Here is a 17,255-nt window from a genome sequence, read left to right on the forward strand (position 1 = left end):
CATATAAATTTTATAGACGCTGTTAATTACTAAAAAATACTTGAAGCTAAAACAAAGATAGAGAGACCATGCGTAAGTGTTGAAGGAAAAATACCATATTTCAGGCGAACAAAGCTACAAATAATTCCCTCGAAAAAAGTAAATAAAATGACTGGTAATCCTAAAGTGGTAACTGTTGTTGCAAGAAAAACATGACCTACTCCAAACATCAGACCTGAAAGAAGTGCTGCACGAATGGAATCAGTGATTGACTCAAAATATCCCTGTAAATAACCACGGAATAGAACTTCTTCCATCAAATTACCGGATAATGCGAAAAAGAATAATAATGGTAGAACCTCAGTAGGAAAATAACCGCCTCTTTTTTCCAGAGGAATCCCTTGATATATAAAGAAGAAAGGAAGTACCACAATGATAGCGCCTAAGATTCCCATAAAAAGAGATAATACTTTTTGATTTCCTATCCAGAAAAGTAAGTGTCGCATGTCTTTTTGAAGATAGATGATTCCACCTGTAATCATTAGTGAAACTACACCCATTAAAATAAGTAAGCTACCATTCTCTGTGAATCTCATCCAAGGAAGATTGTTTGTTGTTCCAAAATGCCAAAAATCAAACGTAGTCATATTGTCTCTAATTAAGATAAAACCTAGAATGAGAATAAATATTTTTGTGGAGAATGCATTTTTAGGTAATAGTAAATATGTCACTAAAAGAATTAAAAATCCAGGAGTAATCCAAAGAATATATTCAAGAAACAAATCCAATTCTAGTCACCTCTCCCTTAGTTTCGGTTTAAAAAGGCAAATTATTTAGGTTTCTCATTCCTCTGTGCTAGACTGAAAACAAATAAAAACATGAAAAGAGGGTAATATGTTTAAAAAAATATTAAAGCAAATCAAACAACTTTCTCAAGGTAGTAGCGAGCGTAGACATGGTCATTATCGTCGAGGTAGTAGCAGCGATCGAAGAAAAAGTTATTATAAGCGTGGAAGCAGTAGCAGTAATTATAGAAGAAATCCAATGAGTGGAAGTAACTACTACAAACGCAAGGGCAGAAGCAGTAGTTAATTCTTTCACTTTTTATTGGCGAGAAGTGCAGCTTGTAGATCCTTCAAGATGTCTTTAGTAGTTGTATAAGGTTCTTTTATTTGTAAAAGTCTTTTAAGTAAATAAATTGTTTCATTTTTTAAAGAAAGTTCTTCTGTCCAAGGAAGAGCTTTTTTATTTCTTGTAGGATAGGTTGTGTAAAGTAAATATAAGAGTATCTCACCTAAATCAAAGTAGTCCTGTTCTTTCATCTCACCACTTGAGGGATTCAGCTTAGACAATCCAAAGTCGATTAAAAATAAATGGTTGTTATTTATAATAATGTTCGGAATACGCAAGTCGCCATGATAGACGTTCTTATTATGTAAATCATCTACTAAAACAAGGAGGTCCGCTAGCAAATTTAAAGACTGTTCTTCATTGAAAGTAACCTTTTTATAAAAAATCAAGTCCTCTAAATTGTCTCCTTCCATATAGTTCATAACATAAAATAGTAGCTCGTTATGTGTAAAAGCCTCAAAAAATTTAGGCATGTTTTCATGGTTTAACTTTTGTAAAATGGAGATTTCATTTTCAAATAGCTTTATTTCTTTTTTAGAACGTTGCTTACTTAGTCTTAGTTGTTTCACCACTTTGTAATCGTTCGTTTTTAGGTCTTTACATCGATAAAGTATGCCGTAGCTTCCTGTTCCAATAACATTTAAAACCTCATATTGTTGGTTTAAGACTGTACCTGCTTTCAATGGTATATCTACAAAAAATTGATAGGCTTTTCGAATAGAACGTAAAATGGATATGTTTCTCACCTCACTTGCTTATAGTTATCTCTTAAATATGACCTTATTGATATAATAAATATACAGTCAATTATAGAGAAGTATAGCTATTTATTCGAAAGAATAATGGGGTGTATGATGGAACTATTAAAAATTAGATGGTTAATATGGTTGTTTCCAATTGTATTTTTTATTCATGACCTTGAAGAAATTTTAACTGTTGAATATTTTTCGATGGTTCTCCCTTTTAAAGTTACAACAGTAGAATTCATTTTGGCTTTTAGTATATTATGGTTGATTGTTTTTATTGGTTGTATGTTTGCAGCAACGAATAAAGACTTTATAGGGATAGGACCTATACAATACTTTTCGATCTTAGTATCTGGTATTTTTTTAGCTAATGGTATTGGGCATATTTTGCAAAGTATTTTCTTTCAAAAATATGTACCTGGTGTCATCACTTCTATTTTTATTTTAGTCCCTTTTTGTTTGTTTAGTATTAAAAAGCTTCTCTCAGATAATTTAATAACATGTAAGCAAATATTAATTTATTTGGCACTAGGTTTTATTTTACAAACTCCATTTGCAATGGGATCAATAATGTTTGCAAAATTCATTGTAAAAATAGTAGGAAACGGATAGTGGAAATACACAAGTCAAAACTTTTATTGGTGTCGGAAGGGTATAATAAAGTAGCAGCAGAGGACACTAAAATAGAAGCATTTTGAGCATATGAAAATTGCTAAAACTTAGACTTAATGACAGAAGAAGCAAAGGAGATAAGATGACAAACCGAGAAGAACTAATAGGATGGAACTTCGATAACAGTTATGCCCGTCTTCCAAACATATTTTTTACTAGCCTCACCCTTAACCCTGTGAGCTCACCGAAATTGTCCATTCTTAATGATTCGTTGGCTAAATCCTTGGGGTTAGATATAGATTCACTGAAAAGTGAAGATGGTGTTGCACAACTTGCTGGAAACCGAAATCCAGAAGGTGCTTTCCCTCTTGCTCAGGCTTATGCCGGGCACCAATTCGGACATTTTAACATGTTAGGAGATGGCCGAGCTATTTTGCTTGGAGAACAAATTACACCTCAAGGTGAGCGATTTGATGTTCAACTGAAAGGTTCTGGTAGAACTCCTTATTCTCGTGGGGGAGATGGACGTGCGGCACTAGGGCCAATGCTAAGAGAATACATTATTAGCGAATCCATGCATGCGCTTGGTATACCTACTACACGGAGTTTAGCGGTGGTAACTACCGGTGAATCTATCATTCGTGAAACTAATCTACCTGGTGCAATTATGACCCGCGTGGCTGCAAGTCATCTGCGTGTAGGTACTTTTCAATTCGCAGCGAAATGGGGAACTTTTGAAGATCTTCGAGACCTGGCTGATTATACAATTGAACGACATTATCCAGAAGGAGAGACTTCCCCTAATCGTTATATTTTCCTACTTCAGGAAGTGATTAAACGTCAGGCGTCGCTAATTGCAAAATGGCAACTGGTTGGCTTTATTCACGGAGTCATGAACACAGACAACATGGCCATTAGTGGAGAAACTATTGATTATGGTCCTTGCGCGTTTATGGATGCCTATGATCCATCAACTGTTTTTAGCTCTATAGATGTTAATGGTCGCTATGCTTATGGCAATCAACCGAATATTGCTGGATGGAATTTAGCACGATTTGCTGAAAGCTTATTACCGCTACTCCATGAAGATGAAGAGCAAGCAATTAAACTAGCCCAGAATGCGATAGAAGATTTTCCTAAATTATATTTCTCTAATTGGCTATCAGGGATGAGAGCTAAGTTGGGGATATACAACGAGGAAAAAGAAGATGAGGCACTCGTGGATGAACTTCTCCGTATAATGCAAAAGAATGGTGCAGATTATACCAATACTTTTCGTGCATTAACTTTCGATACGAATGAGGATACGAAATTATTTGGAACACCTGAGTTTGCTCAGTGGAAAAAGAAATGGCAGGAGAGGTTAAGTAGACAGCAGGAATCGAAAGCATCCTCTCATGACTTGATGCGAAACAGTAATCCTGCTGTAATCCCAAGAAACCACCGGGTAGAAGAGGCCCTGGATGCAGCTGTTGCACAAGGTGACTACAGTGTAATGGAGCGGTTACTAAACGCTTTATCAAGACCATACGCTCATACTCCTGAACAAGATGAATATACTAAACTGCCTGACCAAGAAAACAGTTCTTATCGTACGTTTTGTGGAACATAAGAAATATCATCAACTTAAAAAAGATAGGGATAGCAAATACAATGCTATCCTATCTTTTTTATTTTTATATAAGTAATGACAATATTTTGAAAGAAACTTTTTGCCTACTTATAAAGTCTTATTAGTAATGTAAAAATAACTAATTTTAAACCTGATTTAATATTATAAGACATTTTCCTCCTAAACTAAACATAGACTCTATAGAATTGTTTACAATTTCCAAATGGAATAATATTGTTCACAATTTACAGAATTTAGTGTACACTTTAAATATTACAATTTTAGGAGGATTATTTTGGCTAAATTAAAGAAATTTGGAATTGTATTAACTTCTTCAGCTTTAACGTTAGGAATGTTTTCATCCATTGCAAGTGCTTCAACTTCAACAAATGAGCCACCTCAAGTACAAATTCAAGTAGCGGAAACAGAAAAAGTTTTCACGAAAAATGATTTAATCAAGAGATTAAAAGAATTGTTTCCAAAGAAGTTTGATCATCTATCCAATAATGATTTCCATATGGGAAGCGGTTACTATTACCCAACTGATAAGGAAGTAAGATATAATCTGTCTTTCTTTAAGGAAGTAAATGGTAAGCACACAAGTGGAGGCGTTGGATTTGTGGGAGAAAAATTAGAATTAGAAAATTATTACTTCCAACCAACCAATGAAAAAGAAGCATTGTTTCCTGCAAAAGTCTCCAAAGAGGCAGCAAAAAAAATTGCAGAAGATTTTATGAAGAGTTTTATTGCAAATGCAGAATATCAATTAGAAACAGACTCCTACAATTATTACCCGCAACAAATATTAACCGAGCCTATTCGTTACAACTTTTCTTTTACTAGCACCAAAAATGATATATCTATTTCTGAACAAAGAATGGAAGTAACTGTTCTTGGAAATGGTGAAGTCGTTAATTTTTATAAGACACCAGTTCAGAAATCTGCTACATTCGATGATGTTAAACAATTAAAAGATGAAGCGGAGCTATTAAAAAAGTTTAAAGATAACCTTTCTATTGATAAACAATATCAAATTGATTTTGATTACAGAACTGGTGAACGGGGTGTTAAGCTCATTTACCAACCTACAACTAAAGTACGCGGAATTCATGCATCTACAGGTAAGTGGCTGACTTCAAACGATTACACAACAGAATATCCTGAGAAAACGAAACTTGAAAAGATTTCTGCTAACCCACTGCCTGCAAAACAAAATGGAGTTACATTAGAAGAAGCTAAGAAAATTGCTGAAAAGTTTATTAAATCCAAATCGGACAAAATAAAACTAACCATTCAATCAATGGATGAGGTTGAAAATTATAATGGCCAATCCGTGATCAGAGTTGACTATATGTACGAATATGCAAATGGTGGACATGGAACTAGCTTAGAAATTAATAAGAATACTGGTGAAATTATTCAATATTATGATATAACAAGAGATATTCTACAACAAAACGGAGAAAAACCTAGTGAGAACAAGCTTACTCAAAAGGATGCTCTCACGCAGGCATTAAAATATGTAAAAGAAATGATTCCATCTTATCTTCACAACTATGCGTTACCAGTAGAAGAAGCATTTTATGATGATATGCAAGGATCCTATAACTTCTCTTTCCCTCGAGTAGTAAATGGTATTGTAGTGATTGGCGATCAAATTAATGTAAGTATTGCTGGGGACGGATCATTAAAAAACCTTCACGTTGGTTATCAAGAGATAAAAGATTGGCCAGCACTTGATAAAGTAATTTCTGAAAAAGACGCGTTGGCTAAATTAAAAGAAGCTCTTAATATAAAACTTACTTATTTGAAACCAAGTAACGACAAAGAAAAAAATCATTATGACCTTGTGTATGTTCCAGTATTTAATGAAAACTCATTTAGCTTTTTAGATGCTACTACGGGTGAATGGAATAACTTGAACAATTTTAAAAGTCCTGAAACTATTAAACATGCTTGGGCTGAAGAGGAGTTAAATTATTTAATCAGCGCGAAAGTCTTAGAAGTAAAAGATCCTAAAAAATTCAACGGTGATGCAGCAATCTCTAAAGGAGAAGCATTAAAAGTTTTATTAAACTCTCTCACTTATTTCTATGACGGAATGTATTATAATAATAACGAAAATTTAAAACAAACTTTTGATAATATCGATCCAAAACATCCTCTATATCAAGCAGTAGAACGTGCGGTAAGTATGGGAGTAATTCAACCATCTGGCAAGAACTTTGATGTGGATGCACCTATCAAAAGAGAAGAACTAGCAGCGTGGTATATTAGAGTTCTAGGTTTAGAGCAAGCAGCTAAACATAGTAACATCTATAAAATAGACTTTGCAGATGCAAGTAAGGTGCAAAAAGAGTATATAGGATATGTAGCTTTAGCAAACTCCATGGGATTATTTAAAGTTGAAAAAAATCAATTCAATCCTGCTCAAGAAGTGACTTACGCAGAGTTGGCTGTTTCAACCATTCTATTAGCTCACGAAATCGCTGAAAAAGGAAATGGCATCCGTTACTAAAACATTTCAAAACCCTCCCCGTACAAAGACGGGAGAGGGTTTTGTTTTGGTGTATTAAATTGGTTTACTCAGCTGGTAGTACTTCATCAGCTATAATACCAGGAAGAGAAATATTATATCCTGCTTGTGATTCATATGTATATTCTCCATATACTGTTCCATAAATCGTGACAATATCATTATCAACGAAATCTGTATAGCCTACATATTCGACAAATACAATGTCATTAAAACTATAACCATATGACTCTTTTGTTACTGACAATCGAATATTCGTCATACCGTCGCCTTCTAATATTTGTACGATTTCGCCCGTATATTTCACGTATTCATCGCTATAACGGTCTGGATTCTTTTTCAATTGAGCGTATTCAATTGTTTGGGCATTTGCTTTCTTTTCTGCAGCTTCTTTTGCAAGTTGTTCTTGTCTTGCTTTTTCTTCTGCTTCCTCTTTTGCTAACTGTTCAGCTTCTGCTTTAGCTTTTGCCTCTGCTTCTTGTTTAGCTTTTTCATCTGCAGCCGCTTTTTCTTCTGCTTCTTTTGCTTCACGAGTTGCTTTCTCTTCAGCAGTTTCTTCCTTAACTGGTTCAACCTCTTTTGCACTTTCCGTTTCGGCTGTTGTCGTCGTATCGGTAGTTAATCCAAAAGCAAAAAATGAAATAATCATAACTAATACAGAAATACCACTAAATATAAGCATTTTTTTACCTTTTGTCCCGTTTTTCTTAATAAACGAAACGAATGAAATTATTCCGAAAATAAAAATTGCAAACAGACTAACGATCGATATTACTAAAAATAAACTATCCACTTATATCCTCCTATCTCGTTTCACCTAATTGTACGATAGTTATTTCTGCTTTTGTCACGGGAATTAATGGTAATTTAAACATCGAAAGATAGATAAATAACAATTCTATATAGTAAAGATATGTTAATAGATAAAAAACCTACTAACTTTTAAAGAGTTAGTAGGTTTTTGGGAGTTGTAATTCGAATCACTGTACCCCATCTAGACTTACTACGTATAACTAGTCCATATTGTTCACCATACGTAACTTTCAGCATTTATGTGTATTGGCTAAGCCAATATGATTGGAATAATAGAATATACCCAATGCTTGTTCTGGCATGGTGGTGAATTGAAAAGAATTTTTTATTCTTTTCATTTGCCCCATGCTTTTTTATGTTCTGCCTTTCAAGTTCGGACAATATATATTAGGAATACAATTTTTTTGAGTCTTCATGACAAAGGAGCCAATGCAAATGCTGTCCAAGTTTTTTAAATCGAAACTACTAATTTATGCCCCTCTAAACGGTGAAATAATTCCAATCGAGGAAGTTCCAGACCCCGTCTTTAGTCAAAAGATGATGGGAGAAGGGCTTGCTATTATACCAAATGGGGGCAAGGTTCACTCTCCAATAGAAGGTACAGTCATTCTTCTATCCGATACCAAACATGCAATCGGACTTCGTTCAAAAAACGGAACGGAGATTTTGATTCATATTGGTTTGGAAACGGTTTCATTAGGGGGAAGTGGCTTTACGATATTGGTTCAACAGGATGAATCGATTTCTGTCGGGCAACCACTAGTAGAAGTGGATTGGGATTTGCTTCGTGCTCAAGATAAAAAAATAGTCACACCAATAGTTATTACAAATAGTGCAGAAAGAGTTATACGATTCGAAGATTCAAAAGAAGGTATTGTGGGTGAAACATTATTGATGACAGTATTTCCAAAATAAAGCGAAAAAAGGAGGTTTAATTTTAATAGATTAAGAGACTTTATTCTGTAGACTGCAATCATTTTATTTTTTTATATCTTAATTATCTTATAAATAAGAAAAGAGGATGGGCATATTATGATGAAATATATTCAAAAGCTCGGACGCTCTTTAATGCTACCAGTAGCTGTTTTACCGGCAGCTGCAATTTTGATGGGTATTGGTTATTGGATTGACCCTACGGGTTGGGGTTCTGGAAATGTATTAGCCGCATTTCTAATCAAAGCAGGAGCTTCTATTCTTGACCATATTCCAATTCTATTTGCGGTAGGCGTTGCATTTGGAATGGCCAAAGAAAGAGACGGCTCTGCTGCAATAAGTGGTTTAGTTGCCTTTCTAGTTGTAACGACTATGTTATCCACTAATTCGGTTGCTTTGTTACAAGGTATAGATTCTGCTAATGTAAATGCAGCTTTCGCGAAGATTGATAATGCTTTTGTTGGTATCATTTCTGGACTTATTGCAGCAGCAATGTTTAATCGCTTCAGTCATGTAAAGCTACCTGATTTTTTAGCATTCTTTAGTGGAAAACGGCTTGTTCCGATTGTATCTGCGGTAGTGATGTTAGTTGTTTCCGTAGCATTATTCTTTATTTGGCCAATCGTATATGGCTGGTTAGTTTCGTTTGGTGAGTCAATTAGTAGCCTAGGTGCAGCAGGCGCAGGTATATATGGATTCTTCAATCGTCTGTTAATACCAACTGGCTTGCATCATGCGTTAAATGCAGTATTTTGGTTCGATACAATTGGTATTAACGATATCGGAAAGTTCTGGGATAGTTCAGGTGTTAAAGGTGTTACAGGGATGTACCAGGCTGGGTTCTTCCCAATAATGATGTTTGGATTACCAGCAGCTGCACTGGCGATGTATCATACAGCGAAGACGAAAAGAAAAAAACAAGTGGCTTCCCTAATGCTTGCAGCGGGCTTTGCATCTTTTTTTACAGGGGTTACAGAACCAATTGAGTTTGTATTTATGTTTTTAGCTCCAGCTTTATATGTAGTGCATGCTGCGTTAACTGGTCTATCATTGTTCATTGCTGCATCCTTCCAGTGGACAGCAGGATTCACTTTTAGTGCAGGGTTCATAGACTTTTTCTTAAGTCTTCGAATTCCAATTGCAAATTTACCATTAATGTTAGTTGTTCAAGGTTTAGTTTTTGCTGTTATTTACTATTTCTTATTCCGATTCTTAATCGTGAAATTTGACTTGAAAACACCAGGTAGAGAAGAGGATGAGGAAGAAATCGAGGAAGTTGTTGACAACTCATCTAGTAGTAAATTCTCCATCTTAGCTTCTATTATTTACGATGGGTTAGGTGGGGATGCAAACGTCACTTCTGTAGACTATTGCGCTACTCGTTTGCGGGTAGAGGTAATAGATATGGCTCTGGTAGATCAAAAGAAAATAAAAGATACTGGTGTTCCTGGTATCAACGTTGTCGGTCCAACGAGTATTCAAGTAATTGTAGGAACTAGTGTGCAATTTGTGGCGGACGAAATCGAAAAAATTAGGAATTAGAAATAGTAGAAAAAAGCTGTTTAAGGAGATTGTTCCTTTCATAAACAGCTTTTTTTCTACTAAACATTTATTATAATTGGTATACATATTAATACCAAGGAGAAGTGAATCATGCCAAAAACTATACTAATTTCCAACGTAACAATCGTAAATCATGATAAAGAAGTAGTTGGGGACTTATTTCTTAAAGATGGAAAGATTGAAAAGATAGGAACACAGTTATCGAACGAAGCAGATATTTATCTTAACGGAGCTTCTAAAGATTGGATTGTATTCCCGGGTTTTATAGATATGCACATTCACGGCTCTGCTGGTTTTGATACGATGGACGCAACAGAGGAAGCGCTAAGAGGGATGGCACGTTCTTTAGTAAAAGAAGGGACCACAAGTTTTTTACCTACTACGATGACACAAACAACTAATGCAATAGAGGCTGCACTAAAGAATATCGCAAGTTTTGTTAGTAAGACAGATGAAGCAGAAGTTCTAGGAATACATGTGGAAGGCCCATATATTTCTCCTAAAAGAGCTGGGGCACAACCACTTGAATATATAATAGAACCTTCTCTGGAGCAGTTTGATAGTTGGCAGCATCTAAGTAATAACCGTATCAAGCAAATTACTATTGCTCCCGAAGTAACAGGGGGTCTTGAATTTGTAGAGAAAGCTAGTAGTCAGGGTATCGTTGTTTCCATTGGACATTCTGATGCTTCTTCCGAAGAGGTAGAACAGGCGGTTAAGCTAGGTGTAAAACAAGCAACTCACTTATATAATCAAATGCGCCCATTTCACCACCGTGAACCTGGAGTGGTAGGAAGTGTATTGATTTCGGATGAAATAAAAACGGAGCTTATTGTAGATTTTATTCATTGTCATCCGAATGCAGTTAAGTTGACATATCGATTAAAGGGAGCTTCCGGAATAATTCTGATCACAGATGCTATGAGAGCAAAAGGGCTACCAAATGGAAGCTATGATTTAGGAGGACAAATGGTAAGTGTAACAGAGAAGGGAGCGCATCTATCAAATGGTGCATTAGCAGGGAGCATGCTGACGATGGATCAAGCAGTTCGTCATTTCCGACAAGCAACAAATTGTTCGTTTATGGAGTTAGTCTCCATGTCTTCTACAAATGCTGCGAAACAATTAAAGCTCTCTAATAAGGGATTTATTGAGGAAGGTTTAGATGCCGACTTAGTATTGCTTAACAAGGACTTACATGTTCAAATAACAATTTGCAGAGGTCAAATCGTATTCGAAAAGGAGACTTGATAAATGGAAAAAATCTTTAAGATTACAACTTCTGAAGGTCTACACGCAAGGCCTTCCACGTTATTAGTTTCAGCGGTTACACCTTTTAATTCAGAGGCACAACTTACGTATAATGGAAAATCGGTAAACTTAAAATCCATTATGGGTGTAATGGCTCAATCTATTACTACCGGATCAGTTGTCACTATTTCAGCCGAAGGAGAAGATGCTGAGGAACTGTTAAGCAAGGTGACAGAGGTTATTATCTCGAAAGGACTTGGGGAGGAATATGAATAAAGAAGTTTAAAATTGTAAGGCTTTTTCTGCAGTTGTGAAAGGATACATTTTTGTATAATCGAATTCATCCAGGATAAACTATTTTTTAAAGAAAGGATGAATGATGAAATGAACGAGACTAAATTTGCAGAACTAGACCGTGAGCAGTTGCAGGAACTAAATGAGCTAGAAGAAAAACTTGGAGTTACGCTTATTGCGTATGACACCGCAACAACAAGTAGTTCCTCTTCAACTCAACAGTACAATTAAACTATGATTATGAATCTCAACCTCGAGCAGCTCGCAAGCTAGTTAATAATTTGCATAGCTGCTAGGAGGTTGGATGTTCTCTTTACATTGTAATGACTACTTTTCCTTGATTGTGACCTTCTTCAAAATACCTGAAAGCCTCGGGAACCTCATTCAGCTTATAACTTCTTTCAATTACAGGTTTAACTTTACCTGCCTCTATTAGTTCTTTGATAAAAGTCAAATCTTTTTGATTTGCTCTTTGTAAAAAGCTACCCATCTTTTTACCCCCAGTCATGGAAAAGAAAGGTCCTAAAACCATAGCTTGAGTTAATTGGGCTCCGGAACCTCCGACCATAACATAATTTCCCTTCGGACGAAGAGCACGTTTATAAGCCGAAATAGGTTGATACCCGTTCACAGCAAGAATTAGGTCATAACGTTGTGTATTTTTGGTGAAGTCTTCTTTTGTATAATCAATGACAAAGTTTGCACCAATTGATTGGAGAATGTTTAAATTTCTCGTACTACATACCCCAGTTACCTCCGCCCCAAATGATTTGGCAATCTGGACTGCAAAAGTCCCTACACCACCAGATGCACCATTAATCAAAACTTTCTGTCCTGATTCAATCTTGCCTTTATTCCTTAAACTCTGAAGGGCAGTGGTAGCTGCCATAGGCACTGCAGCAGCTTCCTCAAATGAAAGATTAGACGGTTTTAATACCAATACATGTTCAGGTACTGCGACATATTCAGCAAAAGTTCCCCAACCACAACCGGATAAGTCTCCAAACACTTCATCACCAGGCTTAAAATGGTTAACATTTTTGCCGACTGATTCTATCCTCCCTGCAAAGTCACCTCCAGGTATGGAGTATTTTGGTTTCAATATACCAAATGCAAAGCGGGCAAGGTACGGTTCCCCTTTCAAAAGAACTAAGTTTCCGTAATTTAAAGATGCTGCATGAATTTTTACCAGAACTTGATTGTCATCCGGAATCGGCGTTTCTACCTCATTCAATTCTAGAATGTCAGGTGAACCATATTTGTTAGAAATTATAGCCTTCGTAACTATTCCTCCTTTCTTAATATTATGAGAACACTCGATTTTTTAGGCTTTTATTTCCTTTAAATAAAAGCCATATGGCTAGTGAAAATTCTCCAATAACCATTTATATAGCAACAATCAGTATAAATAGATATATTTATACAAATTCACTTTTATATAATAAAGAGGTAATAGGGGGACTATAATCCATCCTATTTCACTTGAAAGCTGTTACTTATATTTTAAGGTCCATTCTTAATCAATGGTAAATATAAATAAAAAAAGGACCAAAAATTTGGTCCTCACAATTTATTCTGTTCTTGCCATGTTTTTAGCATAAAAAATCTCATCCATTTCTGTTTTTAACTTCTTCGTAATGGATATCTTTTCTTCATCGGTTAACTCGTCCTCTGTGTAACCGAATAGGTAGTTATTTAAATCAAATTTTTTAAGTTTACATTTTGTATGAAAAATATTTTCTTGGTATACATTTACATCGATCATTTGATAATACTCTTGTAAGCCGACTGGAATATAGTTTTGAATGGAATTAATGTCATGATCGATAAATAATTTATGTCCCGTTACGTCTCTAGTAAAGCCTCGTACACGATAGTCCATCACCATAACATCTGTCTCAAATGAATGAATCAAATAATTCAGTGCTTTCAAAGGAGAAATTTCTCCACAGGTGGAAATATCAATATCCGCCCGGAATGTACTAATTCCTTCATCCGGGTGATACTCAGGATAAGTATGAACGGTTATATGACTTTTATCCAGATGGCCAACTACTGATTCAGGTAGTGGACCTGGTGATTCTTTAAATGAATCCGCTGGAGAATCGTCAACAGGTCCTTCAGAAACCAAAATGGTTACACTTGCTCCCTGTGGTTCATAATCTTGCTGTGCAATATTTAAAATATTTGCCTCAATAATATCCGACACTTTCGTTAATATTTTTGTCAAACGTTCCGCATTATATTGTTCGTCGATATAGTCAATATAAGCCTCTCGTTCTTCTCTCGTTCTTGTGTAGCAAATATCATACATATTAAAACTTAAGGTCTTTGTAAGGTTATTAAACCCATGTAACTCAATTCTTTGCTTAGGAGTTAAACTCATTTTTTGAACTCCTCTCTTTCACATAAATTTAAGGCTCTGTTGAAACGATATAATAAGTATGCGTTAAAACTAGTTTTAGATTCCCCTTAGCTTTATTTTTCCACAAAAAACTTTTTCTGAAACATACAATTTACACCATTGCTCTTTTAGATTTAGAAGTAGCAAGAATTCATTATGTAAAATGGACTTGATAGTTTACCTTGTCTTATTGACACTACTTATCTTAATGCCTATGATTTATTTTAATAGAAAGAAAATTTAGATAAGGGACGGTGTCTCAACGAATGGATATTACATTGGAATATGCGAGGAAATTAGATAAACAGGATATATTAAAACACTATCGAGATGAATTTTATTTGCTGCCAAATATCTTGTATATGGATGGGAATTCCTTGGGTTTATTGTCTAAAAGAGCGGAGCAGTCGCTGTTATCTATACTTGATTCATGGAAAAAATACGGAATAGATGGGTGGACACAAGGTGAGCATCCTTGGTTTTATTTTTCGGAAACGTTGAGTGAAATGTGTGCACCGCTTGTTGGAGCATTGAAAGAAGAAGTGATGATTACAGGTTCAACTACTACGAATTTACATCAGTTAGTTGCTAGTTTCTATCATCCCCATGGAAAACGGACTAAAATATTGGTGGATGAATTGAACTTCCCTTCTGATTTGTATGCCATTAGTAGTCAGTTATCGTTGCATGGATATAACCCAGAAGAACATATGAAGTTCGTGAAAAGCCGTGATGGGAATACTCTACTAGAAGAAGACATAATAGAATCGATGACAGACGATATAGCTCTAATCGTGTTACCAAGTGTGCTGTATCGGAGTGGACAAATATTAAATTTGAAAGCGCTTACTAAAGCTGCGCACGAACGAAATATTATCATTGGATTTGATCTATGTCACTCTATTGGATCTGTCCCTCACAATTTGGATGATTGGGATGTAGACTTTGCGTTTTGGTGTAATTATAAGCATTTAAATGGAGGACCAGGTGCAGTTGGGGGATTGTTCGTGAATCAGAAGCATTTTGGAAAGAGACCTGGACTCGCAGGTTGGTTCGGCTCCCATAAAGAGAAGCAGTTTGACCTGGCAATAGAAATGTCACCGGCATCAGATGCAGGTGCATATCAAATTGGGACACCGAATATATTAAGTGCTGCCCCATTATATGGTTCGTTACAAATGTTTGCGGAGGTCGGTATAGATGCTATTCGTAGCAAGTCATTAACTCTAACTGATTATATGATGTTTTTAATAAAGGAAGAGTTAAGGGATTTTCAATTTAACATTGCCAATCCAGTCGACCATGAGCGTAGAGGGGGACATATTTATCTTGTTCATGAAGAGGCAGCTCGCATTTGTAAGGCATTAAAAGATCACCGGGTTATTCCTGATTTTCGCTCGCCAAATGGCATCCGTCTAGCACCTGTTGCATTGTATAACTCTTTTGAAGATGTGTGGAATACTATGCAGATTTTGAAGAAAATCATGACAGAAGAAACGTATAAAAAGTACGAAAACAAGCGTGATGTTGTTGCATAAAAAGGAGGACTTATATGCCGGAGGATATTTCGAGGCTGCATGAAAAGCTAGATGATGAAAAAGGGATTCATACGGACTTTCAAGATGATATGACCTATGGAGAATATTTACAGCTAGATATGATATTGTCCAGTCAAAAACGATTGTCCGGTCATCATGATGAAATGTTATTTATTATTATTCATCAAGTTAGTGAGCTTTGGATGAAGTTGATCTTACATGAATTGACTAGTGCCATTCAAGCGATACAAGAAGATAAGATGCAAGCCGCCTTTAAAATGCTGGCTCGAGTAACAAAGATTCAGACACAGATAATTCAAGCTTGGGATGTGCTCTCGACATTAACACCAGCTGAGTATTTAGAGTTTCGCGATAAACTCGGTAAAGCATCTGGTTTTCAATCCTTTCAGTACCGCCAAATTGAATTTGCACTTGGTTATAAAACAAAGTTTATTCTTAAAATTTATGAGAAAGATTCAAAGTTATACAATGAGCTCGAAAAAGCATATCACTCACCTAGTATTTATGATGTGGCAATTCAAGCATTAGCAAAAGCTGGGTTCAATTTGAACCCAGCTGCTGTAAATAGAGATTATTCCGTTACATATGGAGGAGACGAGACAGTCGCAGAGGCATGGAAAGAAGTATATCAAAACGTGGACCAGTATTGGGATCTGTACCAATTAGCAGAAAAACTCGTGGATATAGAGGATTGGCTACAGCAATGGCGCTTCCGACATATGAAAACGGTAGAACGTATTATTGGCTTTAAAACTGGAACCGGTGGATCCTCAGGAGTAAATTATTTACGTAAAGTATTAGATCATCGTTTTTTCCCAGAGCTCTGGGATTTAAGAACAAGTTTATAAGGGGTGATGGCAATGGAGAAACGCTGGATAGACATCTCACAGTCGTTTTCAAATAATATTGGTACTTGGCCAGGAGATACACCTTTTCAGTTTGAACTAGCTTTCTCGAAGGAACAGACAGGTTCAGTTAATATTGGTCGTTTTACAACAAGTGTGCATACTGGGACACATGCGGATGCACCTTATCACTTTGACAATGACGCACCTACGATTGAGCAGTTAGACATCCATATTTATATTGGTCGTGCCAAAGTAGTTGACGTCACAGGATTGGAATCAATTGGTCGAGATGAATTGCAGTCATTTGAGTTAGAAGGGGTAGAACGCTTACTATTAAAAACTACTAAACATGTTAATGTGGAGCAATTTCCAACTAGTATTATGGTATTAAAAGAGGATATTGGTGCATTCTTGCAGGAGAAAGGAATTATTTTAATTGGCGTCGATTGTCCTTCTGTTGATGCATTAGACGATAAAGAATTACGTGTGCACCATGCACTTTATCGTCATGGTGTTCATATTCTAGAAAATTTATTTTTACAAGATGTCACTCCGGGGGATTATGAACTGATTGCCTTGCCTCTAAAGATTCAAGGAGCCGATGGCAGTCCCGTTCGAGCCGTGCTGAGACAGATATAATGGAAAGAAGGATAGAGACACTCTATCCTTTTCTATTTTACAAAATTGCGAATACCGAAAGAAAGACGCATATAATTGCTAAAATAAAAAGAATAGAAGAATTGAACTTACTTCTTCTCAATTTAAAACCGTAGGCTCCAAAAAAGATAGCAGCAGCTAATTTGGATAAGCTTTCGTAATAATAATTAGATGAAAAAAATGAACTGCTAAAAATAATTGTACTTAGCAATGTTATAGAGATTAATAGCTTAAACCACATAGGCTCGTTTAGGAATTGTTTAAAATAAAATTTAACCATTGTATACCCGCATGACTCCTCTCCAATATCTATTGTT

The 17,255-nt window shown here is 35.8% G+C and carries 16 protein-coding genes; 11 read left to right on the plus strand and 5 right to left on the minus strand.

Annotated elements, in window-relative coordinates:
* Positions 1-29: 29 nt before the first annotated feature.
* Together AM499_RS19925 and AM499_RS19930 are read right to left on the minus strand one after the other, a co-directional pair.
* Entirely contained in the window at positions 30-767 is a 738-nt protein-coding gene (locus tag AM499_RS19925; protein WP_053591828.1) for a CPBP family intramembrane glutamic endopeptidase, read from the minus strand.
* 309 nt (positions 768-1,076) lie between these two features.
* Entirely contained in the window at positions 1,077-1,856 is a 780-nt protein-coding gene (locus AM499_RS19930; protein WP_331457271.1) for a protein kinase domain-containing protein, read from the minus strand.
* 108 nt (positions 1,857-1,964) lie between these two features.
* On the opposite strand from AM499_RS19930, the gene AM499_RS19935 reads away from it, so the two are divergent.
* From AM499_RS19935 to AM499_RS19945, 3 genes are all read left to right on the plus strand, one after another.
* On the plus strand, positions 1,965-2,468 hold the full coding sequence (locus AM499_RS19935; protein WP_053591829.1) for an HXXEE domain-containing protein: 504 nt from the start codon (positions 1,965-1,967) through the stop codon (positions 2,466-2,468).
* Positions 2,469-2,610: 142 nt separating this feature from the next.
* Positions 2,611-4,080, plus strand: coding sequence for a protein adenylyltransferase SelO (locus AM499_RS19940; protein WP_053591830.1), 1,470 nt, complete (start codon positions 2,611-2,613; stop codon positions 4,078-4,080).
* A gap of 295 nt (positions 4,081-4,375) precedes the next feature.
* A complete protein-coding gene (locus AM499_RS19945) occupies positions 4,376-6,598 on the plus strand; it encodes a YcdB/YcdC domain-containing protein (protein WP_053591831.1) in 2,223 nt (740 codons plus the stop codon).
* Positions 6,599-6,662: 64 nt separating this feature from the next.
* On the opposite strand, the gene AM499_RS19950 is transcribed toward AM499_RS19945, so the two are convergent.
* Positions 6,663-7,409 (minus strand): hypothetical protein, encoded by a 747-nt coding sequence (locus AM499_RS19950; protein WP_053591832.1) that lies wholly within the window; start codon positions 7,407-7,409, stop codon positions 6,663-6,665.
* Positions 7,410-7,864: 455 nt separating this feature from the next.
* Between AM499_RS19950 and AM499_RS19955 the strand changes: the two genes are divergently transcribed.
* The 5 genes from AM499_RS19955 (at position 7,865) to AM499_RS21910 (ending at position 11,701) form a co-directional block, all read left to right on the plus strand.
* Positions 7,865-8,344, plus strand: a complete 480-nt coding sequence (locus AM499_RS19955; RefSeq protein ID WP_053591833.1) for a PTS sugar transporter subunit IIA — start codon at positions 7,865-7,867, stop codon at positions 8,342-8,344.
* Positions 8,345-8,461: 117 nt separating this feature from the next.
* Positions 8,462-9,904, plus strand: coding sequence for an N-acetylglucosamine-specific PTS transporter subunit IIBC (gene nagE, locus AM499_RS19960; RefSeq protein ID WP_053591834.1), 1,443 nt, complete (start codon positions 8,462-8,464; stop codon positions 9,902-9,904).
* A gap of 111 nt (positions 9,905-10,015) precedes the next feature.
* On the plus strand, positions 10,016-11,176 hold the full coding sequence (nagA, locus tag AM499_RS19965) for an N-acetylglucosamine-6-phosphate deacetylase (RefSeq protein WP_053591835.1): 1,161 nt from the start codon (positions 10,016-10,018) through the stop codon (positions 11,174-11,176).
* Positions 11,177-11,179: 3 nt separating this feature from the next.
* A complete protein-coding gene (locus tag AM499_RS19970; RefSeq protein ID WP_053591836.1) occupies positions 11,180-11,452 on the plus strand; it encodes an HPr family phosphocarrier protein in 273 nt (90 codons plus the stop codon).
* A 108-nt stretch (positions 11,453-11,560) separates the two neighbouring features.
* A complete protein-coding gene (locus AM499_RS21910) occupies positions 11,561-11,701 on the plus strand; it encodes a hypothetical protein (RefSeq protein WP_172794354.1) in 141 nt (46 codons plus the stop codon).
* A gap of 82 nt (positions 11,702-11,783) precedes the next feature.
* Here AM499_RS21910 and AM499_RS19975 read toward each other — a convergent pair whose 3' ends face one another.
* Positions 11,784-12,704, minus strand: coding sequence for an NAD(P)-dependent alcohol dehydrogenase (locus AM499_RS19975; protein ID WP_231687502.1), 921 nt, complete (start codon positions 12,702-12,704; stop codon positions 11,784-11,786).
* A 336-nt stretch (positions 12,705-13,040) separates the two neighbouring features.
* The gene (speD, locus tag AM499_RS19980; protein WP_053591838.1) at positions 13,041-13,856 is read right to left on the minus strand and encodes an adenosylmethionine decarboxylase; all 816 of its coding nucleotides are present in this window, start codon (positions 13,854-13,856) and stop codon (positions 13,041-13,043) included.
* Positions 13,857-14,140: 284 nt separating this feature from the next.
* Between speD and kynU the strand changes: the two genes are divergently transcribed.
* The 3 genes from kynU to kynB are packed head-to-tail and all read left to right on the plus strand — an operon-like array spanning position 14,141 to position 16,920.
* A complete protein-coding gene (gene kynU / locus AM499_RS19985; RefSeq protein ID WP_053591839.1) occupies positions 14,141-15,412 on the plus strand; it encodes a kynureninase in 1,272 nt (423 codons plus the stop codon).
* A gap of 14 nt (positions 15,413-15,426) precedes the next feature.
* On the plus strand, positions 15,427-16,281 hold the full coding sequence (kynA, locus tag AM499_RS19990; RefSeq protein WP_053591840.1) for a tryptophan 2,3-dioxygenase: 855 nt from the start codon (positions 15,427-15,429) through the stop codon (positions 16,279-16,281).
* 12 nt (positions 16,282-16,293) lie between these two features.
* Positions 16,294-16,920, plus strand: a complete 627-nt coding sequence (gene kynB / locus AM499_RS19995) for an arylformamidase (protein WP_053591841.1) — start codon at positions 16,294-16,296, stop codon at positions 16,918-16,920.
* Positions 16,921-17,255: the final 335 nt, after the last annotated feature.

This window comes from Bacillus sp. FJAT-22090 (assembly GCF_001278755.1).
In the GTDB taxonomy this organism is placed as follows: domain Bacteria; phylum Bacillota; class Bacilli; order Bacillales_A; family Planococcaceae; genus Psychrobacillus.

Bases quoted from the DNA above. Each gene is read 5' to 3' on its own strand.
- AM499_RS19935 (WP_053591829.1), top strand. From the start codon at position 1,965: ATGGAACTATTAAAAATTAGATGGTTAATATGGTTGTTTCCAATTGTA.
- AM499_RS19940 (WP_053591830.1), top strand. From the start codon at position 2,611: ATGACAAACCGAGAAGAACTAATAGGATGGAACTTCGATAACAGTTAT.
- AM499_RS19955 (WP_053591833.1), top strand. From the start codon at position 7,865: ATGCTGTCCAAGTTTTTTAAATCGAAACTACTAATTTATGCCCCTCTA.
- nagE (WP_053591834.1), top strand. From the start codon at position 8,462: ATGATGAAATATATTCAAAAGCTCGGACGCTCTTTAATGCTACCAGTA.
- nagA (WP_053591835.1), top strand. From the start codon at position 10,016: ATGCCAAAAACTATACTAATTTCCAACGTAACAATCGTAAATCATGAT.
- AM499_RS19970 (WP_053591836.1), top strand. From the start codon at position 11,180: ATGGAAAAAATCTTTAAGATTACAACTTCTGAAGGTCTACACGCAAGG.
- AM499_RS21910 (WP_172794354.1), top strand. From the start codon at position 11,561: ATGAACGAGACTAAATTTGCAGAACTAGACCGTGAGCAGTTGCAGGAA.
- speD (WP_053591838.1), bottom strand. From the start codon at position 13,856: ATGAGTTTAACTCCTAAGCAAAGAATTGAGTTACATGGGTTTAATAAC.
- kynU (WP_053591839.1), top strand. From the start codon at position 14,141: ATGGATATTACATTGGAATATGCGAGGAAATTAGATAAACAGGATATA.
- kynA (WP_053591840.1), top strand. From the start codon at position 15,427: ATGCCGGAGGATATTTCGAGGCTGCATGAAAAGCTAGATGATGAAAAA.
- kynB (WP_053591841.1), top strand. From the start codon at position 16,294: ATGGAGAAACGCTGGATAGACATCTCACAGTCGTTTTCAAATAATATT.